A 16,949-nucleotide genomic window follows, 5' to 3' on the forward strand; every position below is an offset into this window, starting at 1 on the left:
CTGCCCCGCGCGTTCAAGTGGCTTCGCCGGCGCCGCCATCGGCAGCGTGGAAATTCACCGCGCGACCGGGCACCACGGTGGAAATGGCGTGCTTGTAAACCATCTGCGTCACGGTATTGCGCAGCAAGACCACGTACTGGTCGAAGGACTCGATATGCCCTTGCAATTTGATGCCGTTGACCAGGTAAATGGACACCGGCACATGCTCTTTGCGCAGCAGATTCAGGAAGGGATCTTGCAAGAGTTGGCCTTTGTTGCTCACGATATGCTCCGTGTTGGAAGGGGAGTTGGGTTGGAAGGCTTCCACCTTAACACAGGGAAAGCAGGGTTGCCCCGAATGCCGGAATCGTCTTTATTCTTTATCGGCGAACGGATTCTTTGACGAGCGCATCTCGATGCGCAGCGGCGTACCGGTCAGCTTGTAGTGGGCGCGGATGCGGCCCTCCAGATAGCGCTTGTAGACCTCGGTGATGCCCTCCAGCGAGTTGCCGTGGACGATCACGATGGGCGGATTCATGCCACCCTGGTGGGCGTAGCGCAGCTTGGGCCGGAAATGGCCGCTGCGCTTGGGCGTCTGGTGCTCGACCGCTTCCTGGATCAGGCGGGTCAGCACCGGCGTGGTCATCTTCTTGAAGGCCGAGGCGTAGGCGTCGGCCATCGCGTTCCACAGCGGGCCCAGGCCCTGGCGCTTGAGCGCCGAGATATTGTGGATGGGCGCGAACTTCAGGAAGGCCAGACGCTGCTCGATCGAGCGCTGCAGCTGCTCGCGCTGGTAGCTGTCGATCGCATCCCATTTGTTGACGGCCAGCACCACTGCGCGGCCGCTGTCGAGGATGTAGCCGGCGATATGGGCGTCCTGGTCGGACACACCCTGGGTCGCGTCCAGCAGCAGCAGCACGACATTGGCATCGGCAATCGCCTGCAGGGTCTTGACCACCGAGAACTTCTCGATCGCCTCGAACACCTTGCCCTTGCGGCGCAGGCCGGCGGTGTCGATCAGCTGGAACTTCTGGCCGTTGCGCTCGAAGTCGACCGAGATCGCATCGCGCGTCGTGCCGGGCATGTCGTAGGCCACCAGGCGCTCCTCGCCCAGCCAGGTGTTGATCAGCGTGCTCTTGCCGACATTCGGGCGGCCGGCCACGGCCAGGCGGATCACGCCATCTTCTTCCGGCCCGGCCTCCTCGTCCTCCTCGAACTCGAAGAGCTCCAGCACCGCCTCCAGCAGGCTGCGGATGCCCTGGCCATGGGCCGCCGAAATCGGATGCGGCTCGCCCATGCCCAGCTCATGGAACTCGGCCAGCAGCGGCGACTCGCTCATGCCCTCGGCCTTGTTGACGGCCAGGAAGATGCGCTTATTGGCCTGGCGCAGATAGCGCGCGATGTCCTGATCCTGGCCCGACAGGCCGGTGCGCACATCGACGACGAAGACCACCGCGTCGGCCTCGGCCACCGCCTGGCGGGTCTGCTTGGCCATCTCCTTGACGATGCCGGTCGTGCTGTCGGGCTCGAAGCCGCCGGTGTCGATGACGATGAAGTCGCGCGCGCCCAGGCGGCCATCGCCGTAATGGCGGTCGCGGGTCAGCCCGGCAAAGTCGGCCACGATGGCGTCACGACTCTTGGTCATGCGGTTGAACAGCGTGGACTTGCCCACATTGGGGCGGCCGACCAGGGCGATGACGGGTTTCATGATCTTCTTGTTCTTTTCTCTGACGTTGAGCGGCGCGCTTGCTCGGCCTTATTCAGGCTTGATCGCAAACAAACCGCCATTGCGGGTGGCAACCAGCACGGTGCCACCCAGGGCCACCGGCGCGGCCACGATGGGCGAACCATCGGTGGCCAGGCGCGCGCGGGTCTTGCCGGTGTCGCGCGCGACGATGTGCACATAGCCTTCGAAATCGCCGATCAGCAGGCTGCTGCCCATGCTCAGCGGCGCGCTGAGCTTGCGGTTCAGGAACTGCTCTGCCGTCCAGGCCACATCACCGTTGGCGATCTTCCAGGCGGTCAGGCGGTCCGAACCATCGGCACCGAAGACGAACTGGGCATCACCGCCGACCCCCTGGGTGCCGCCGGTATTGCGGCTCCACAGCGCGCTGCCGCGCTCGGCATTGACGCAGCCCACCGCCGACTGGAAGGCGCGGGCGCACAGGATCTCGCCCTGGCGCAGCAGCGGGCCGACCAGATCGGCCAGACGCTCGACCTCGTTGGTGCCGCGCGGGTTGGCCACGCTGGCCTCCCAGCGCAAGGTGCCGCGCAGCGGATCGACGCCGGCCAGACGGGCGCCCTGCCCGACCACCAGCGTGTCCTTGTAGGCCGCGATCACACCGGGCTGCAGCAAGGTCAGCGGATCGCCGGGGCGGCGCAGGTCCCACAGGCGGCGGCCGTCGAGCGCATCGAAGGCCAGCACCTGGCGATCCACCGTCAGCACGAACACGCGCTCGCCGGCCACCAGCGGCGCGGCGCGCACGGTCGAGGTCATCGTCTTGCGCCAGACCGGCTGGCCGGCGTCCAGCACCACCAGCTCGTTGTTGCGGGTCACGACGGCGGCAAAGCGCCCGTCGCTGCCGACGCCGGCATTGAGCTTGGCACCGGCCTCGCCGCGCCACAGCAGCGCGCCGCTGTCGGCCTGCAGCGACTGCACGACGCCGTCCGAGCTGGCGACGATGAACTGCTGGCCGGCGGTCGCGATCGACAGCGGGAACTGCAGGCCGTCCTGCTTGAGGCTCCAGACCACGCGCTCGGCGCCCGCGGAAGCCACGGCCTCCAGCGGCGCCGGCTTGGGTGCGTTGGAAGGATTGAAGACCGAGCAGGCGCTCAGCGCGACGGCCAGCAGCAGGCCACTCAGCGGTTTGACGGCGGCCCTCATTTCGCGGCTCCGGATGCGGCGGCGGCCACCTCATCGGGCGGGGTCACGCCCAGCGTGGCCAGCTTGGCCTCGATCAGGCGGCGGTAGTCCAGGGTCTTGTCCATCGCGGCATAGGCCTTCAGATACTCGGTCTTGGCCTGATCCGGCTTGGCCTGCAGCACGGCCAGGTCGCCACGGCGATCCGCCACCAGCGCGGCAAAGTCGGCCGACTTGACGCCATCCAGGGTCTTGGCGGCCTCGTCATACTGCTTGGCATCGAGCTGCAAGCCGGCCAGACGCAGACGCGCAATATCGCGGTACTCACCCTCGCCGGCCGACTCGGCGGCCCAGGCCAGGCTGGCCTTGGCGGCATCCAGCTGGCCCTTGTCGGTCTGCACCTTGGCGGCCAGCAGCGCCGCCTGGGCGGTGTAGGCGGTGCGCGGGAAGCGCTCCTTCATATCGGCAAAGACGCGCCCGGCGCGCTCGGCATCGCCGGCCTGCACGCCGCGGTCCAGCTCATCGAACATCGCGGCGGCCTTGACGGCCTGCTCGCGCTGCCAGTAATTCCAGCCATTCCAGCCCGCGAATGCCGTCAGCGCCAGGGTCAGGCCCCAGGTGATCAGGTTGCCGTAGCGCTTCCAAAAGGCCTTCAGCTGGTCCAGCTGTTCCTGTTCTTCCAGATCGAGATGAGACGCCATGAGGGAAAGTGTTCTTGTAAGAGGGGGAAGGAATGAGCCGCGATTATGCGTTGAGCCGCAGCTCGCCGGCCCAGTCGGCCACCTGGGCCAGGCTGCGGGTGAACTGAGCGGCCGCCGCGTCGCGCAGCGGCTTGACCGCCACCAGGCCCTGGGCCAGTTCGTCGGTACCGAACACCAGCGCGAAGGCCGCACCCGAGGCGTCGGCCTTCTTGAACTGCGACTTCATGCTGGACTGGCCCGGATGCAGGACCACCGAGACGCCGGCGGCACGCAGCTGCTCCAGCGCCACCATCACCTGCGGCAGGCCTTCGGCCGAGGGCACGATGGCGTAGGCATCCGGCTGCGGCACCTCGACCGGCGCACCGACCTCTTCCAGCAACAGCAGCATGCGCTCCAGGCCCATGCCGAAGCCCACCGCCGGCGCCGGCTTGCCGCCCAGCTGCTCGATCAGGCCGTCATAGCGGCCGCCGCCACAGACCGTGCCCTGCGAGCCGAGCTTGTCGGTCATCCACTCGAACACGGTCAGGTTGTAATAGTCCAGGCCGCGCACCAGGCGCGGGTTGATCGTGTACTTGACGCCGGCCGCATCGAGGATGGCACGCACGCCGTTGAAATGCGCCAGCGAGGCGTCGCCGAGGAAGTCCAGCAGCCGAGGCGCCGCATTGGCCATCTCCTGCAGCGCCGGGTTCTTGGTATCCAGCACGCGCAGCGGGTTGGTGTAGAGGCGGCGCTGGCTGTCTTCGTCCAGCAATTCCTTGTGCGCCTCCAGGTGCGCAATCAGGGCCTCGCGGTGGGCACGGCGCTCGTCCGGCGAGCCCAGGCAGTTCAGCTCCAGACGCACATGCTCGTCCTCGACCAGGCCCAGCTCGCGCAGCAGGCGGCTGCCCATCAGTATCACCTCGGCATCGACGTCCGGGCCATTGAAGCCCAGCGCCTCGACGCCCATCTGGTGGAACTGCCGGTAGCGGCCCTTCTGCGGCTTCTCGCGGCGGAACATCGGGCCGAAGTAGTACAGGCGCCGGCCGGAGTCGCGCAGATAGCTGTGCTCGATCATCGCCCGCACCACGCCGGCCGTCATCTCGGGACGCAGCGCCAGATGCTCGGCCTGGCCGTGCTTGTCGGCACGGTCCTCGAAGGCGTACATCTCCTTCTCGACGATGTCGGTCACCTCGCCGATGCCGCGCACGAACAGCGCCGTCGGCTCGACGATGGGCGTGCGCACATTCTGATAGCCATAGCGCTGCAAGACGCTGCGCATCTTCGCCTCCAGCCACTCCCAGCGCGCCGATTCCGGCGGCAGGATGTCATTCATGCCCTTCACCGCCTGCAGCGGCTGCATCTTCTTCTGCTCAGTCATGGATTCAAGCCGTGGCGCCGAAGCGCTTCTCGATGTAGTTCTCGACCAGCGCGTGGAACTCGGTGGCGATGTTCTCGCCGCGCAGGGTCAGGGCCTTCTCGCCGTCGATGAAGACGGGCGCAGCCGGGGCCTCGCCGGTGCCGGGCAGGCTGATGCCGATGTCGGCATGCTTGCTCTCGCCGGGGCCGTTGACGATGCAGCCCATCACGGCCACCTTCATGTTCTCGACGCCGGGGTACTTGCTGCGCCAGACAGGCATCTGCGCGCGCAGGAAGTCGTCGATCTGCTTGGCCAGCTCCTGGAAGGTGGTGCTGGTCGTGCGGCCGCAGCCGGGGCAGGCGGTGACGCTGGGATTGAAGGCGCGCAGGCCCAGCGACTGCAGGATCTCGGAGGCGATCACCACCTCCTGAGTGCGCGACTCGCCGGGCTGCGGGGTCAGCGAGACGCGGATGGTGTCGCCAATGCCTTCCTGGGCCAGGATGCCCAAGGCCACGCTGGAAGCCACCGTGCCCTTGGTGCCCATGCCGGCCTCGGTCAGACCCAGGTGCAGCGCATAGTCGCAGCGCGCGGCCAGCGCGCGATAGACGGAGATCAGATCCTGCACACCGCTGACCTTGCAGCTGATGATGATGTTGTCGGGGTTCAGGCCCAGCTCGCGCGCATAGTCGGCCGAGCTCAGGGCCGACTGCACCAGCGCCTGGTACATCACCTGCTTGGCGTCCCAGGGCTCGGCGCGCAGCGCGTTCTCGTCCATCATCTGGGCCAGCAGTTCCTGGTCCAGGCTGCCCCAGTTGACACCGATGCGCACGACCTTGTCATACTTGACCGCCGCCTCGATCATCATCGCGAACTGGCGGTCCTTCTTGTCGCCCTTGCCGACATTGCCGGGGTTGATGCGGTACTTGGACAGCGCCTGCGCCATCGCCGGGTGTTCGGTCAGCAGGCGATGGCCGTTGTAATGGAAGTCGCCGATCAGCGGCACATCGATACCCATGCGGTCGAGCTGCTCGCGGATCGCCGGCACCGCATCGGCGGCCTCGGGCGTGTTGACGGTGATGCGCACCATCTCCGAGCCGGCGATCGCCAGTTCCTTGATCTGGATGGCGGTGCCGATCGCGTCGACCGTGTCGGTATTGGTCATCGACTGCACCCGCACCGGCGCAGCGCCCCCCACCGTCACGAGACGCGAACCCCAGCGCACCGTGGCCTGGCGCGAGCGGCGCGCGGCCGGGTTGGCCGCCTCGATGGCCTGGGCAATCGTGCTTTGCGTGTCAATCATGTTCAGTTCAACTCCAGTCGCGCGACATTGTCCTTGGCCTGCGCCGCCAGATCGACGGCCGCACCGCGCAGCGTGATCTCGGTGCCCGAGACATTGCCCACCCGCAGCCGCAGCGGCGGCTGGGCCGCCAGCGCGGCCGATTCGCCGGGGCGCATCAGCTTGGAAAACAAGACCTGACCCTTGGTATCGACCACCTCGACCCAGGACTCGGCCGAGGTCTTGATGCTCAGCGGCACCTGGCCGACGGCCAGCACCGGCGCGCTGGCGCTGGCGCTGACGGCGACCGGCGCCGCACTCGCCACCGGCGCAGCCAGTGGTGCGGCGGTGATCGTCTGCGCAGCGACGATGGCGGCCGGGGCCGAGCCCGTGGTTTCGGCGGGCACGGGCGCGGCATCCGCGCTGGCGGCCGGCGCCGCGGGCACCGGCTGGGCCGTACCCTGCTCCATCGCGCCCTCACCGAAGGAATCCAGCGAACCCAGCCACTGGGTCGGCAGCAGATAGATCAGCAGCGCGGCCAGCAAGAGGCCGGCCGGCGCCCACACCAGCGGGCGCTTGAGCCAGTCCAGCGACACCGAGTCCTCGCGCCCCGGGCGCTCGCGGAAGGGCTGGTTCAGCCCGCGCGACACGCGGTCCAGGCCCGCCTCATCGCCGCGCGGCAGCAGCGCCAGCACCGGCGCCGCATCGACCTTCAACACCCGGCACATGGCCTTGGCCAGCGCGCGCGCAAAGGTCAGGTCCGGCAGATCCTGGTAGCGGTCGGCCTCCAGGGCCTCCAGCTTGGCCTGCGGCACCTTCAGCTGCGCCGCCAGCGCCGCGATGTGCAGGCCCTGGGCCATGCGTGCCGCACGCAGCCAGGCGCCGGCGCTCTGCGGGCTTGGGACGGCCAGCGGCGGGGCCTCGGCCTCGCTCAGGATCGAAGACATGCGCTCCCCTTCACTCATCAAATCGACCCCGGTCCAGGGCCAGCGCCTCGGGCGACTGCGCATGGCCGCGGCGCAGCTGCTGGCTCAACTCGTCCACCGAGGCGCTGTTGCCCAGGCGTCGCTCGATGCGCAGCGCCAGCCACAGGCTTTGCGCGCTGCTTTGCTCGGGCTGGGCGTTGACGCGGCGCACATAAAAGCGCGCCCGCTCGAACTGCCCGCCGCGATACAGCACATCGGCCAGATTGACGGCGATGGCCGGGTTGCCCGGGTCGATCTCGAAGGCGCGCGCCAGCGTCTTCTCGGCGGCCGGCAACTGGCCGGCCGCCAGTTCGCAGACGCCCTTGGCCAGCAGCGAGCGCGAGGGGCCGCGGTACTGCGGCTGGGCCAGCGCCAGATCGAACTGGGCATAGGACTCGGGCCAGCGGCGCTGCTGGCACAGGAACCAGCCGTAGTTGTGCAGCGTATCGGGGTCGCGCGGATTCAGGCTCAGCGCGCGCGCAAAGCTCTCCTCGGCCAGCGGGATCTCGCCCAGCGCCGCATAGACCAGGCCACGCAAATTCAGGGCCTCGCGCATGTCCGGCTTGGCCTGCAGGGCCTGCTTGAGCTCATCCAGCGCGGTGCTGTACTGGCCGCGCGAGAAGTAGCCGTAGGCCAGCTCAATGCGCACCGCAGCGCGGCGGTCGGCATCGGTCTGATCCGAGGCGGTACGCACCTCGGCCGTCTGACCGCGCGGGCCGCCCGCACAGGCAGCCAGCAGGGCCAGCAACAGCGCCATCGTTGCCGCACGAAAGACCGGAAGCTGCAGAAGCTGGTTCATTGAGGGTGTCGAGGTTGGTGGGAGGGCTAGACGGGGCGGTTCGGGCGGACCACGCTGACCGGCGCCCGCACCATGCGCACATGGGCACGGGTGCGGTCCTGTACCTCGCCCGCCAGCTGACCGCAGGCGGCGTCGATATCGTCGCCACGGGTCTTGCGTATCGTCGTGATCAGGCCGGCTTGTATCAGCACCTCGGCAAAGGCCTTGACGCGCTCGTTCGAGCTGCGCTTCAGGCCCGAGGCCGGGAAGGGATTGAAGGGAATCAGATTGATCTTGCAGGAGACATGGCCGCGCAACAGCGCCACCAACTCCTGCGCCTGCTCCGGCGTGTCGTTGACGCCGTCCAGCATGCAGTACTCGAAGGTGATGAAGTCGCGCGGCGCCTTGTCCAGATAGCGATTGCAGGCCTCCAGCAGCTCGGCAATCGGGTACTTCTTGTTCAGCGGCACCAACTGGTCGCGCAAGGGGTCGGTCGGCGCGTGCAGCGACACGGCCAGCGCCACCGGGCAATCGTCGCGCAGCCGGTCGATCATCGGCACGACGCCCGAGGTCGAGACCGTCACGCGACGGCGCGACAGGCCGTAGCCATGATCGTCCAGCATCATCTTCAGCGCCGGCACCAGGGCGCTGTAGTTCTGCAGCGGTTCGCCCATGCCCATCATCACGACATTGGAGATGACGCGCTCTTCGGTATTCAGGCGTTTGCGCAGGCTGTGCTCGGCAAACCAGAGCTGGGCGATGATCTCGGCCGTGTCCAGATTGCGACTGAAGCCCTGGTGGCCGGTCGAGCAGAAGCGGCAGCCCACCGCACAGCCGGCCTGAGAGGAGATGCACAGGGTGCCACGGTCGTCTTCGGGGATGAACACCGCTTCGACCGCATCACCAGCCCCGACATCGAACAGCCACTTGATCGTGCCGTCGGTCGAGACATGTTCGGAAATCACCGGCAACGCAGCAATGTGCGCCCGGGTGGCCAGCTTGTCGCGCAGCGACTTGGCCAGGTCGGACATCTGAGTGAAGTCAGATGCGCCTTTTTGATGGATCCAACGAAACAGCTGGGTGGCGCGAAAGCGCTTCTCACCCAGCTGCTCGCAGTACGCGGCCAGACCCTCCAGATCGAAACCGAGCAGGTTCGTCAAACCGAGCAGGTTGGCCGCGTCCATTGTTTACCTCTTTGATCCAGCCTCAAGGCCAGAGCACAAGAGGCATTGGGCCGTCTTAACGGCTGTAGACATTCATGCCGGGGAAGAAGAAAGCGATCTCTTGAGCGGCCGTCTCGGCAGCGTCGGAGCCGTGCACGGCGTTGGCATCGATGCTGTCGGCGAAGTCGGCGCGGATCGTGCCCTTCTCGGCCTTCTTCGGATCGGTGGCGCCCATCAGATCGCGATTCTTCAGGATCGCGCCTTCGCCTTCCAGCGCCTGGATCATCACCGGGCCGGAGATCATGAAGGTCACCAGATCGTTGAAGAAGGGGCGTGCCTTGTGCACGGCGTAGAAGGCCTCGGCCTCGCCACGCGACAGATGTGCCATCTTGGCGGCAACCACCTTCAGGCCGGCGCCTTCAAAGCGGGCGTAGATCTGGCCGATGACGTTCTTCGCCACGGCATCGGGCTTGATGATAGAAAGGGTACGTTCGATAGCCATGGTTATTCTCCTGAATATGTCCTGAAATCTTGGGGCTTGGCAAAGCCTTGGATTGTAATGCCTGAAGATGCCGGCCTCATGAAGGCCGGCACCGGGAACTCAACGGTTGCGGCCGCCAAAGCCGCCGCCACGGCCACCGCCGCCGCCGGAGCGACCGCCGCCCCCGCCGCTGCGGCCACCACCACCACCACCACCACCACCACCACCGCCGGAGCGGCCACCGCCGCCGCCACCACGGCGCACAAAGGCATCACCGCCGATATAGCCGACCGAGGTCTGCATCGGATCGGGCTCGCGCGGGCCGCCCTTGTTGCCGCCGCCACGGTTGCCGCCCCGGTCCTGAGCGCTGCCGCCGGCACCGAAGCCCTGCGGAATGCGCTTGCTGCCGGTCGCAAAACGGCGGTCGAAGGTCTGCTCCAGCGGATTGATATTGCGCGGGATGAAATCGTCACCATCCTCGTCGTCGCGGTCCGGGCGCTCGTTGGCACGCGGCTCATTGAAACGCTCGGACGGGCGCTCGGGCGCACGCTCGCGCGGCGCCTCCGGACGGCTCGGGCGCGGACCGACGCCGGCCTGGCGGCCGTCGCTGCGGCGATTGTTCGAGCGCTCGTTGCCACGCTCGCGCTCATTGCGCGGCTGGCCACCGCGCTCGCCACGCGGCGCCTGCCCGTCGCGAGGCTCACGCGGTTCGCGCTGCGCGTCCCGCGGCTGCTGCGGGCCACCGGCCAGTCGGCGGATCACGCGCACATCGTCCTCGCCCAGCTCGACCCAGACGCCGCGCTTGAGGCCGCGCGGCAGCACCACGGTGCCGTAGCGGATGCGGATCAGGCGGCTGACCACCAGACCAACGGCCTCGAACAGCTTGCGCACCTCGCGGTTGCGGCCTTCGGTGATGACCACGCGATACCAGCGATTGACACCCTCGCCGCCGCCGTCCTCGATGCTCTTGAAGCCGGCCTTCTGGCCTTCGATGATCACGCCTTCCAACAGGCGGCTGCGCTGCTCGTCGCTGAGCGTGCCCAGCACGCGCACCGCGTACTCGCGCTCGACGCCGAAGCGCGGGTGCATCAGCTGATTGGCCAGCTCACCCGAGTTGGTGAACAGCAGCAGGCCTTCGGTGTTCAGATCCAGCCGGCCGACCGACTGCCATTTGCCCTGATAGAGCTTGGGCAGGTGGCGGAACACGGTGGGACGGCCTTCCGGGTCATTGAAGCTGACCACTTCGCCGGTCGGCTTGTGATAGGCCAGGATGCGCGGCGGCGGCGGCGAGATGCGCACCTTGATCGGCTTGCCGGCCACATGGACGCGGTCACCGAAGGAGATGCGTTGGCCAATATGGGCCACCTCGCCGTTCACCTCGATCTTGCCCTCGGCAATCATGTCCTCGATATCGCGGCGCGAGCCGATGCCGGCCTGGGCCAGCACCTTCTGCAGCTTGGGGGCATCGGGCTCGGGCGCCAGCACGCGCTTGGTCTCGACCTCCTGCTCCTCGACCTCGGCCACCGGCTCCTCATCGGCCGCATCGAACTCGCCGGCCAGCACCTGGGCAAAGCGTTCGACCGTCTCGGCCTGCAATTGCTCGGGCGCGACGGCGTCCTGACGCGGAGGACGGGGCTCACGGGCTTCGCGAGACTCGGCACCATCGGCAGCCTCATTGCGATCCTTGCGGCCACGACGGCGGTTGCGGTTGCCACGCGGCTCGCGCTCGCCAGCAGACTCGGCACCCTCTGCGCCCTCGGCACTCTCCGCCGACTCCTGGGCCTCGCCGGCATCGACAGCGACCGGCTCGGCGACAGGCGCCGCCTCCAGCGTCAGCTGCACCGGCGCTGCGTCGAGCGATTCGGTCTTGAGCGCCGTCTTGCGAGGTGCGCGGCGTTTGGTCACCACAGCCTCTTCGGCCACGGCAGCCTCGACCGGCGCCGCCGCCTCGATCACCGATTCGGCCACAGCCTCATCGACCTTCTTGGCCGCCGTCTTGCGCGGTGCGCGCGGCTTCACAGGCTTGGCCTCGGCCGCAGCCTCAGGCGCCGCTGCTTCGACCACGGCCTCGGCCTTGGCGCGCGCCGGCGCACGGCGTCGCTTCGGCGCGGCTTCGGGAGCGTCGCTCGGGGCCTCGGCGGCCTTGGGATCGGTGTCGTTGGAATTCATGCGTCGGCTTGCACCTTCTCGGTGGCTTCAGGGTCGGAGTCCGGCAGAGCCGGAACGGGAGCGCCCGCATGGGAAGCCATGGGCGCGGATTCGGATTCAGATGCGGCGGCAGGCGCGCTGGCAGCCTGCGCCTCTTGGCTGCCGTCTTCCAGCAGCGAACTCTGTGCCTGCAGCAGCTGGCCCAACTCGGGGCCCGGCTCGCCACCGGCACTCAACAGGGGCAATTGCTCCAGATTGGACAGCCCGAGGTCATCGAGAAACTGGCGGGTCGTCGCATACAGGGCCGGACGACCCGGCGCCTCGCGATAGCCTATCACCTCGATCCAGCCCCGGTCCTCCAGCTGTTTGACAATTTGTGTGGACACCACGACGCCGCGGATGTCCTCGATATCACCACGCGTCACCGGCTGACGGTAGGCAATGATGGCCAGCGTCTCCATCACGGCCCGCGAATAGCGCTGCGGCTTCTCCGGATGCAGGCGGTCCAGATACTCGCGCAGCTCCGGTCGGCTCTGGAAGCGCCAGCCCGAGGCCACCGCCACCAGTTCGACGCCCCGCCCGTCCCAGTCGCGCACCAGCTCGTCCAGCAGGCTGCGCACGGTATCCGGGCCGACGCCGTCGGCAAACAAGGTACGCAGCTCACGCAAGGTGAGCGGCTGCTGGGCGCAAATCAGCGCGGTCTCGAGGACGCGCTTTGCATCCTGTGTGTTCATCGACTGCTGTCGGCTGGCTCACCGGTACGGGCGGGCATTGATCGAGTCGCTGTTCTCAGCGGGCTGTTCGGGTCAGGGCAACCGGCCCCGGGGCTGACCTGTTCAGCGGCATGGGAGGCGGGGCATATCGGCCGAGCGGTTTCAAACTAGCCCTCACGGGGATGAGCATGGCCTGCACGGCCTCGGTCCAGGCGCCGCTGCGGATTGGTACGACATCCGCCGCGCTCGGCTGAACCAAGTTGCCACGATTGTAGCGCGCTCAATCCGCCAACGGCGGCAGCTCCGGCATCGGCAGCCCGGCCAAAGCCCAACTATTGGCCAAATCCTGTGGCAGCGGCGCATCAAACACCAGCGGCCGACCCTGGATCGGATGGGCAAAACTCAGCCGCGCCGCATGCAGGGCCTGGCGCGCCAGGCCGAAAGCCGGCGCGCCGCCATAGAGCGCATCGGACACCAGAGGGTAGCCCTTGCTGGCCAGATGGACGCGGATCTGGTGGGTGCGGCCGCTGTGCAACACGCAGTGCACGGCGCTGTAGCTGCGGTTCTCGATCTCGGTCTGGGCCAGGCCATAGACGTCGGTGCGGGAGGGCTTGCCGCTGGACAGCACCGCCATCTTGACCCGCGAGGCCGGATCACGCCGCAGCGGCGCATCGACCGTCATCTGCTCCGGCACCCGGCCGTGGGTCAGCGCCAGATACTCGCGATGCACCTCGCGGGCCGCGATCATGCGGGTCAGCGCGGTGACCGCCTCCAGGGTCTTGCCGACCACCATCAGGCCCGAGGTGTCCTTGTCCAGGCGGTGCACGATGCCGGCGCGCGGCAGGGTCGCGGCGGCCGGATGATGGGCCAGAAGGCCGTTCATCACCGTGCCCGACCAGTTGCCGGCGGCCGGATGAACAACCATGGCCGGCGCCTTGTCCAGCACCATCAGATGCTCATCCTCGAAGACGATGTTCAACGCCAGCGGCTCGGCACGGAAGGCACGGCTCTCGGCAGTCGGCTGCAACTCGACCTGCACGCGCTGGCCGGCCTGCAGCTTGCGCGAGGCGCTGGTGGCGACCTGGCCGTTGATCTGCACATGACCGCGCTCGATCAGGCTCTGCAGATGGTTGCGCGAAAACTCCGGCGCCAGAGCCACCAGCCACTTGTCCAGGCGCTGGCCATGGCCGGCCTCATCCACCATGGCCTCGCGCTGTTCCGCCTGTTCGAGTTCTTGTAATTCTTCACTGGCGTCGCTCTCGGACGAGAGCTCCAGGGCAGGCGAGGCCTGAACCATATAATCAATTCTCCAATTTCAGCTGAAGTTCGGTGCCATGGCACCGGCATGGACCATGACAGAAAACTGCGTGCAGCGCCTCCAGGCGCCGGCGAACCCAGCAACCGCCTCGCGGCTCGCCACGTTGGTCGCGGCCGGCGCCCTGGCCTTGCTGGCGGCCTGCTCTTCCACTCCGGCGGATGATCCGAACTCGCAGGCCAATCTGGACAAATTGTACGCAGACGCCAAGGCCGACATCGCCAGCGGCAGCTACGACCGCGGCATCAAGACGCTGGAGCGCATCGAAGGCCGCGCCGCCGGCACGCTGATGGCGCAGCAGGCCGGGCTCGATCTGGCCTGGGCCCAGTACCGCAGCGGCGAGCGCGCCGCCGCCATCGTCACGCTGGACCGCTTCATCAAGAACAACCCGTCAAGCGCGGCGCTGGATTACGCGCTCTACCTGAAGGGCCTGGTCAATTTCAACGAGGACCTGGGCCTGTTCGGCCGCCTGGCCCGCCAGGACATCTCGGAGCGCGACCAGCAGGCCTCGCGCGATGCCTTGCTGGCTTTCAAGCAGGTCGCCGAGCAGTTCCCCGACTCCAAGTACGCCGACGACTCGCGCCTGCGCGTCGACTACATCACCAACACGCTGGCCAGCTACGAGGTCCATGTGGCGCGCTACTACTACACCCGCGGCGCCTATGTCGCGGCGGCCAACCGCGCCCAGCAGGCGGTGACCGAGTTCCAGCGCGCACCGTCGGCCGAGGAGGCGCTCTACATCATGATGCAAAGCTACGAGAAGCTGAACCTGAAGCCGCTGCGCGACGACGCCGAGCGCGTGCTGAAGCAGAACTTTCCGGACAGCGCCTATCTGAGCGCCGGCTTTGCCGGCAAGAAGCGCGCCTGGTGGCAGGTCTGGTAAGCCGCAGCGCTGAAGACCAAGCCCGCAGCAGCGGGCTTTTTTACGCCCGCCCTTACGCCCGCTCGGCGGCCAGCAGACGCAGCCAGTCCAGCGCCTCGTCCTCGCTGGCCAGCCGCGTCATCGGCGGCAAGGCCTCGCGCAGGCGCCGGCCGTAGTTCATGCCGGCCATGCGCGGATCGCAGACGATCAGCAGGCCACGGTCGGTCTCGCTGCGTATCAGCCGGCCGCCGCCCTGCTTCAGCGCGATCGCGGCCTCGGCGATGAAGAACTCGGCAAAGGCATTGCGGCCGGCGGCTTCGAGCCGCTGCACGCGGGCCTCGACCAGCGGGTCGCTGGGCGGCGGGAACGGCAGCTTGTCGATCAGCACGCACTGCAGATCGTCGCCGGGCACATCGATGCCCTCCCAGAAGCTGGCCGAGCCGACCAGCACCGCACAGGGGTCGGCCATGAACTGCTGCAGCAGCAAGCGCTTGGGCGCCGCGCCCTGGACCAGCACCTTGATCGCATCGAAGCCGCGCTCGAACTCTTCGCGCAAGGCGTCGCCGATGCTTTGCAAGGCGCGCAAGGTGGTGGTCAGCACAAAGGTGCGGCCACCCAGCGCGCGGGCACAGCGCGCCGCCATTGCCGCCACCTCCAGCGGGTGATCGGGCTCGCTGGGCTTGGGGAAGCCGCGCGGGACGTAGAGCCGCGCATGCGCGGGATAGTCGAAGGGGCTGCCGACGCGCAGCACCCGCGCGCTGTCCAGGCCGGCCGGCTCGGTGAACCAGGAGAGCCGCTCATCGTCGCCCAGCGTCGCCGAGGTGAAGATCCAGGCTTTCGGTGGCCCCGCCAGCTGCTCCTGCATCGCATCGCGGATGTCCAGCGGCGATTCGACCAGGCGCGCCTGGTGCGGGCTCAGATCGATCCAGCGCACATCGCCGGCCTCGGGCGCCGCCGCGAAATGCCGGGCCTGCTCGGCCAGCTGCTGAGCGCGCTCGTGCAGGCGCACGAAGTCGGGCGAGATCTCGTTGACCGTGGCCAGCATCTCGACCGCCAGATCGGCCATCCGCGCCACCTCGCCCAGTGCCGGGGCGAAACCGGGCTTGCCGGCGCGCTCCTGCCAGCGCAGCTTCAGGATGCCGCGCACCTCCTTCATCGAGCCGGCGCAGGCCAGGCGCAGCTCGCGCGCGGCCCGCTCCAGTCCGGCGTGCAGGCCCTGCCAGTCCTGCAGGCCGCGTGCCTCGCTCAGGCCCTGGGCCAGCACATCGCGGGCGAAGTCCAGCAGCTGGCCCGTGCCCAGCATGGTGCCGAGAAACTGCACGCCGGCCTCGGGCAGCTGGTGGGCCTCGTCGAATACCGCAACATCGACCCCGGGCAGCAGCTCGGCCACGCCGCTGTCGCGCAACGCCATATCGGCAAAGAACAGATGGTGGTTGACCACCACCACATCGGCCTCCATCGCCTCGCGGCGCGCCTTCACCACATGGCAGGCGCGGAACTCGGGGCAGTCGGAACCCAGGCAGTTGTCGCGCGTCGAGCTGACGATGGGGATGATGGGCGAGCGCTCGTCCAGGCCCTCCATCTCGGCCAGATCGCCGCTGACGGTCTGCTGCGCCCATTGCTCGACGCGGGCCAGCAGCATCACCGCGCGCCGGTCCGGCAGCTCGGCGCTGTGGCGCGCATGCTTCATCCGATGCAGGCACAGATAGCTGCTGCGGCCCTTCAGCAAGGCGATGCGGGTGGGCGTCTGCAAGGCCTCGCACAGGCGCGGCAGATCACGCAGAAAAAGCTGATCCTGCAAGCTCTTGGTCGCGGTGCTGATCAGGGCGCGGCCGCCCGACAGCAGGGCCGGCACCAGATAGGCAAAGGTCTTGCCGACGCCGGTGCCCGCCTCCACCACCAGGGCCTCGCGCCGCGCCATCGCCCGGGCGACCGCCTGGCTCATCAGCAGCTGGGGCTCGCGCGGCGAATAGCCGGGATCGGCCCGGGACAGCGGGCCGCCACGGTCGAAGGCGGCGGCCACCCATTGCTCCAGCTCGCTCTTCTCGACCTTCTCGCTGATGTCGTCCTGGTCGCGCAGGAACGCCGCTTCTTGTTCGCTCAACAGGCTGTGCCTCGTTCAGGCCGGTTCGGCCGGGTCATTGGCCTGCTCCAGGCGGGAAATCAGATCGCGCAGCGCCAGGCGGCGCTTCTTCAGCCGCCGCAGCGCCAGCTCGTCGAGCGGTTGCTGCTGGGCCAGCCGATCGATCATCACATCCAGATCGGCGTGTTCCATGCGCAATTCGATCAGGCGGCGCGATAAAGAGTGAAGCTGTTCATCCATGAAAGGGTAAGCTGGCACGGATGGCGCGCTGAGTGCACGCTGGACATCG

Annotated in this window: 16 protein-coding genes; 1 reads left to right on the forward strand and 15 read right to left on the reverse strand. The window is 67.9% G+C overall.

Annotated elements, in window-relative coordinates:
* Positions 1-13: 13 nt before the first annotated feature.
* The 13 genes from hfq to ABGI63_RS15980 all read right to left on the reverse strand — a co-directional run bounded on the left by hfq (position 14) and on the right by ABGI63_RS15980 (position 13,697).
* Positions 14-262 (reverse strand): RNA chaperone Hfq, encoded by a 249-nt coding sequence (gene hfq / locus ABGI63_RS15920; protein WP_137941753.1) that lies wholly within the window; start codon positions 260-262, stop codon positions 14-16.
* Between the two features lie 90 nt (positions 263-352).
* Complete coding sequence (der, locus tag ABGI63_RS15925) at positions 353-1,687, reverse strand: ribosome biogenesis GTPase Der (RefSeq protein ID WP_349743335.1); 1,335 nt, start codon at positions 1,685-1,687, stop codon at positions 353-355.
* A gap of 48 nt (positions 1,688-1,735) precedes the next feature.
* Positions 1,736-2,863 carry an outer membrane protein assembly factor BamB gene (gene bamB / locus ABGI63_RS15930; protein ID WP_349743336.1) on the reverse strand — a complete coding sequence of 376 codons (1,128 nt, stop codon included), beginning with the start codon at positions 2,861-2,863 and terminating at the stop codon, positions 1,736-1,738.
* Positions 2,860-3,540, reverse strand: coding sequence for a YfgM family protein (locus ABGI63_RS15935; RefSeq protein ID WP_262969559.1), 681 nt, complete (start codon positions 3,538-3,540; stop codon positions 2,860-2,862). The genes bamB and ABGI63_RS15935 overlap by 4 nt, the downstream gene beginning before the upstream one ends.
* Positions 3,541-3,583: 43 nt before the next feature.
* On the reverse strand, positions 3,584-4,897 hold the full coding sequence (gene hisS / locus ABGI63_RS15940) for a histidine--tRNA ligase (protein WP_349743337.1): 1,314 nt from the start codon (positions 4,895-4,897) through the stop codon (positions 3,584-3,586).
* Positions 4,898-4,901: 4 nt separating this feature from the next.
* Complete coding sequence (gene ispG, locus ABGI63_RS15945) at positions 4,902-6,176, reverse strand: flavodoxin-dependent (E)-4-hydroxy-3-methylbut-2-enyl-diphosphate synthase (RefSeq protein WP_349743338.1); 1,275 nt, start codon at positions 6,174-6,176, stop codon at positions 4,902-4,904.
* Between the two features lie 2 nt (positions 6,177-6,178).
* The gene (locus tag ABGI63_RS15950) at positions 6,179-7,099 is read right to left on the reverse strand and encodes a helix-turn-helix domain-containing protein (protein ID WP_349743339.1); all 921 of its coding nucleotides are present in this window, start codon (positions 7,097-7,099) and stop codon (positions 6,179-6,181) included.
* Positions 7,100-7,109: 10 nt separating this feature from the next.
* Entirely contained in the window at positions 7,110-7,916 is an 807-nt protein-coding gene (gene pilW / locus ABGI63_RS15955; protein ID WP_349743340.1) for a type IV pilus biogenesis/stability protein PilW, read from the reverse strand.
* A gap of 26 nt (positions 7,917-7,942) precedes the next feature.
* On the reverse strand, positions 7,943-9,079 hold the full coding sequence (gene rlmN, locus ABGI63_RS15960) for a dual-specificity RNA methyltransferase RlmN (protein ID WP_432767428.1): 1,137 nt from the start codon (positions 9,077-9,079) through the stop codon (positions 7,943-7,945).
* A 55-nt stretch (positions 9,080-9,134) separates the two neighbouring features.
* Entirely contained in the window at positions 9,135-9,560 is a 426-nt protein-coding gene (gene ndk, locus ABGI63_RS15965) for a nucleoside-diphosphate kinase (protein ID WP_137941745.1), read from the reverse strand.
* Between the two features lie 99 nt (positions 9,561-9,659).
* A complete protein-coding gene (locus ABGI63_RS15970; protein WP_349743341.1) occupies positions 9,660-11,708 on the reverse strand; it encodes a pseudouridine synthase in 2,049 nt (682 codons plus the stop codon).
* Positions 11,705-12,421 (reverse strand): SMC-Scp complex subunit ScpB, encoded by a 717-nt coding sequence (gene scpB / locus ABGI63_RS15975; protein WP_349743342.1) that lies wholly within the window; start codon positions 12,419-12,421, stop codon positions 11,705-11,707. Before scpB ends, ABGI63_RS15970 begins: the two co-directional genes overlap by 4 nt.
* 259 nt (positions 12,422-12,680) lie before the next feature.
* Entirely contained in the window at positions 12,681-13,697 is a 1,017-nt protein-coding gene (locus tag ABGI63_RS15980; protein WP_349743343.1) for an RluA family pseudouridine synthase, read from the reverse strand.
* Between the two features lie 55 nt (positions 13,698-13,752).
* Between ABGI63_RS15980 and ABGI63_RS15985 the strand changes: the two genes are divergently transcribed.
* Positions 13,753-14,598, forward strand: coding sequence for an outer membrane protein assembly factor BamD (locus ABGI63_RS15985; protein WP_137941742.1), 846 nt, complete (start codon positions 13,753-13,755; stop codon positions 14,596-14,598).
* Positions 14,599-14,650: 52 nt separating this feature from the next.
* Here ABGI63_RS15985 and yoaA read toward each other — a convergent pair whose 3' ends face one another.
* Both yoaA and ABGI63_RS15995 read right to left on the reverse strand, forming a co-directional pair.
* Positions 14,651-16,639 (reverse strand): DNA repair helicase YoaA, encoded by a 1,989-nt coding sequence (gene yoaA, locus ABGI63_RS15990; RefSeq protein WP_490424229.1) that lies wholly within the window; start codon positions 16,637-16,639, stop codon positions 14,651-14,653.
* A gap of 57 nt (positions 16,640-16,696) precedes the next feature.
* Complete coding sequence (locus ABGI63_RS15995) at positions 16,697-16,900, reverse strand: YdcH family protein (protein ID WP_349743344.1); 204 nt, start codon at positions 16,898-16,900, stop codon at positions 16,697-16,699.
* Between the last annotated feature and the right edge of the window lie 49 nt (positions 16,901-16,949).

The organism is Roseateles cavernae (assembly GCF_040187885.1).
Taxonomy (GTDB): domain Bacteria; phylum Pseudomonadota; class Gammaproteobacteria; order Burkholderiales; family Burkholderiaceae_C; genus Roseateles_E; species Roseateles_E cavernae.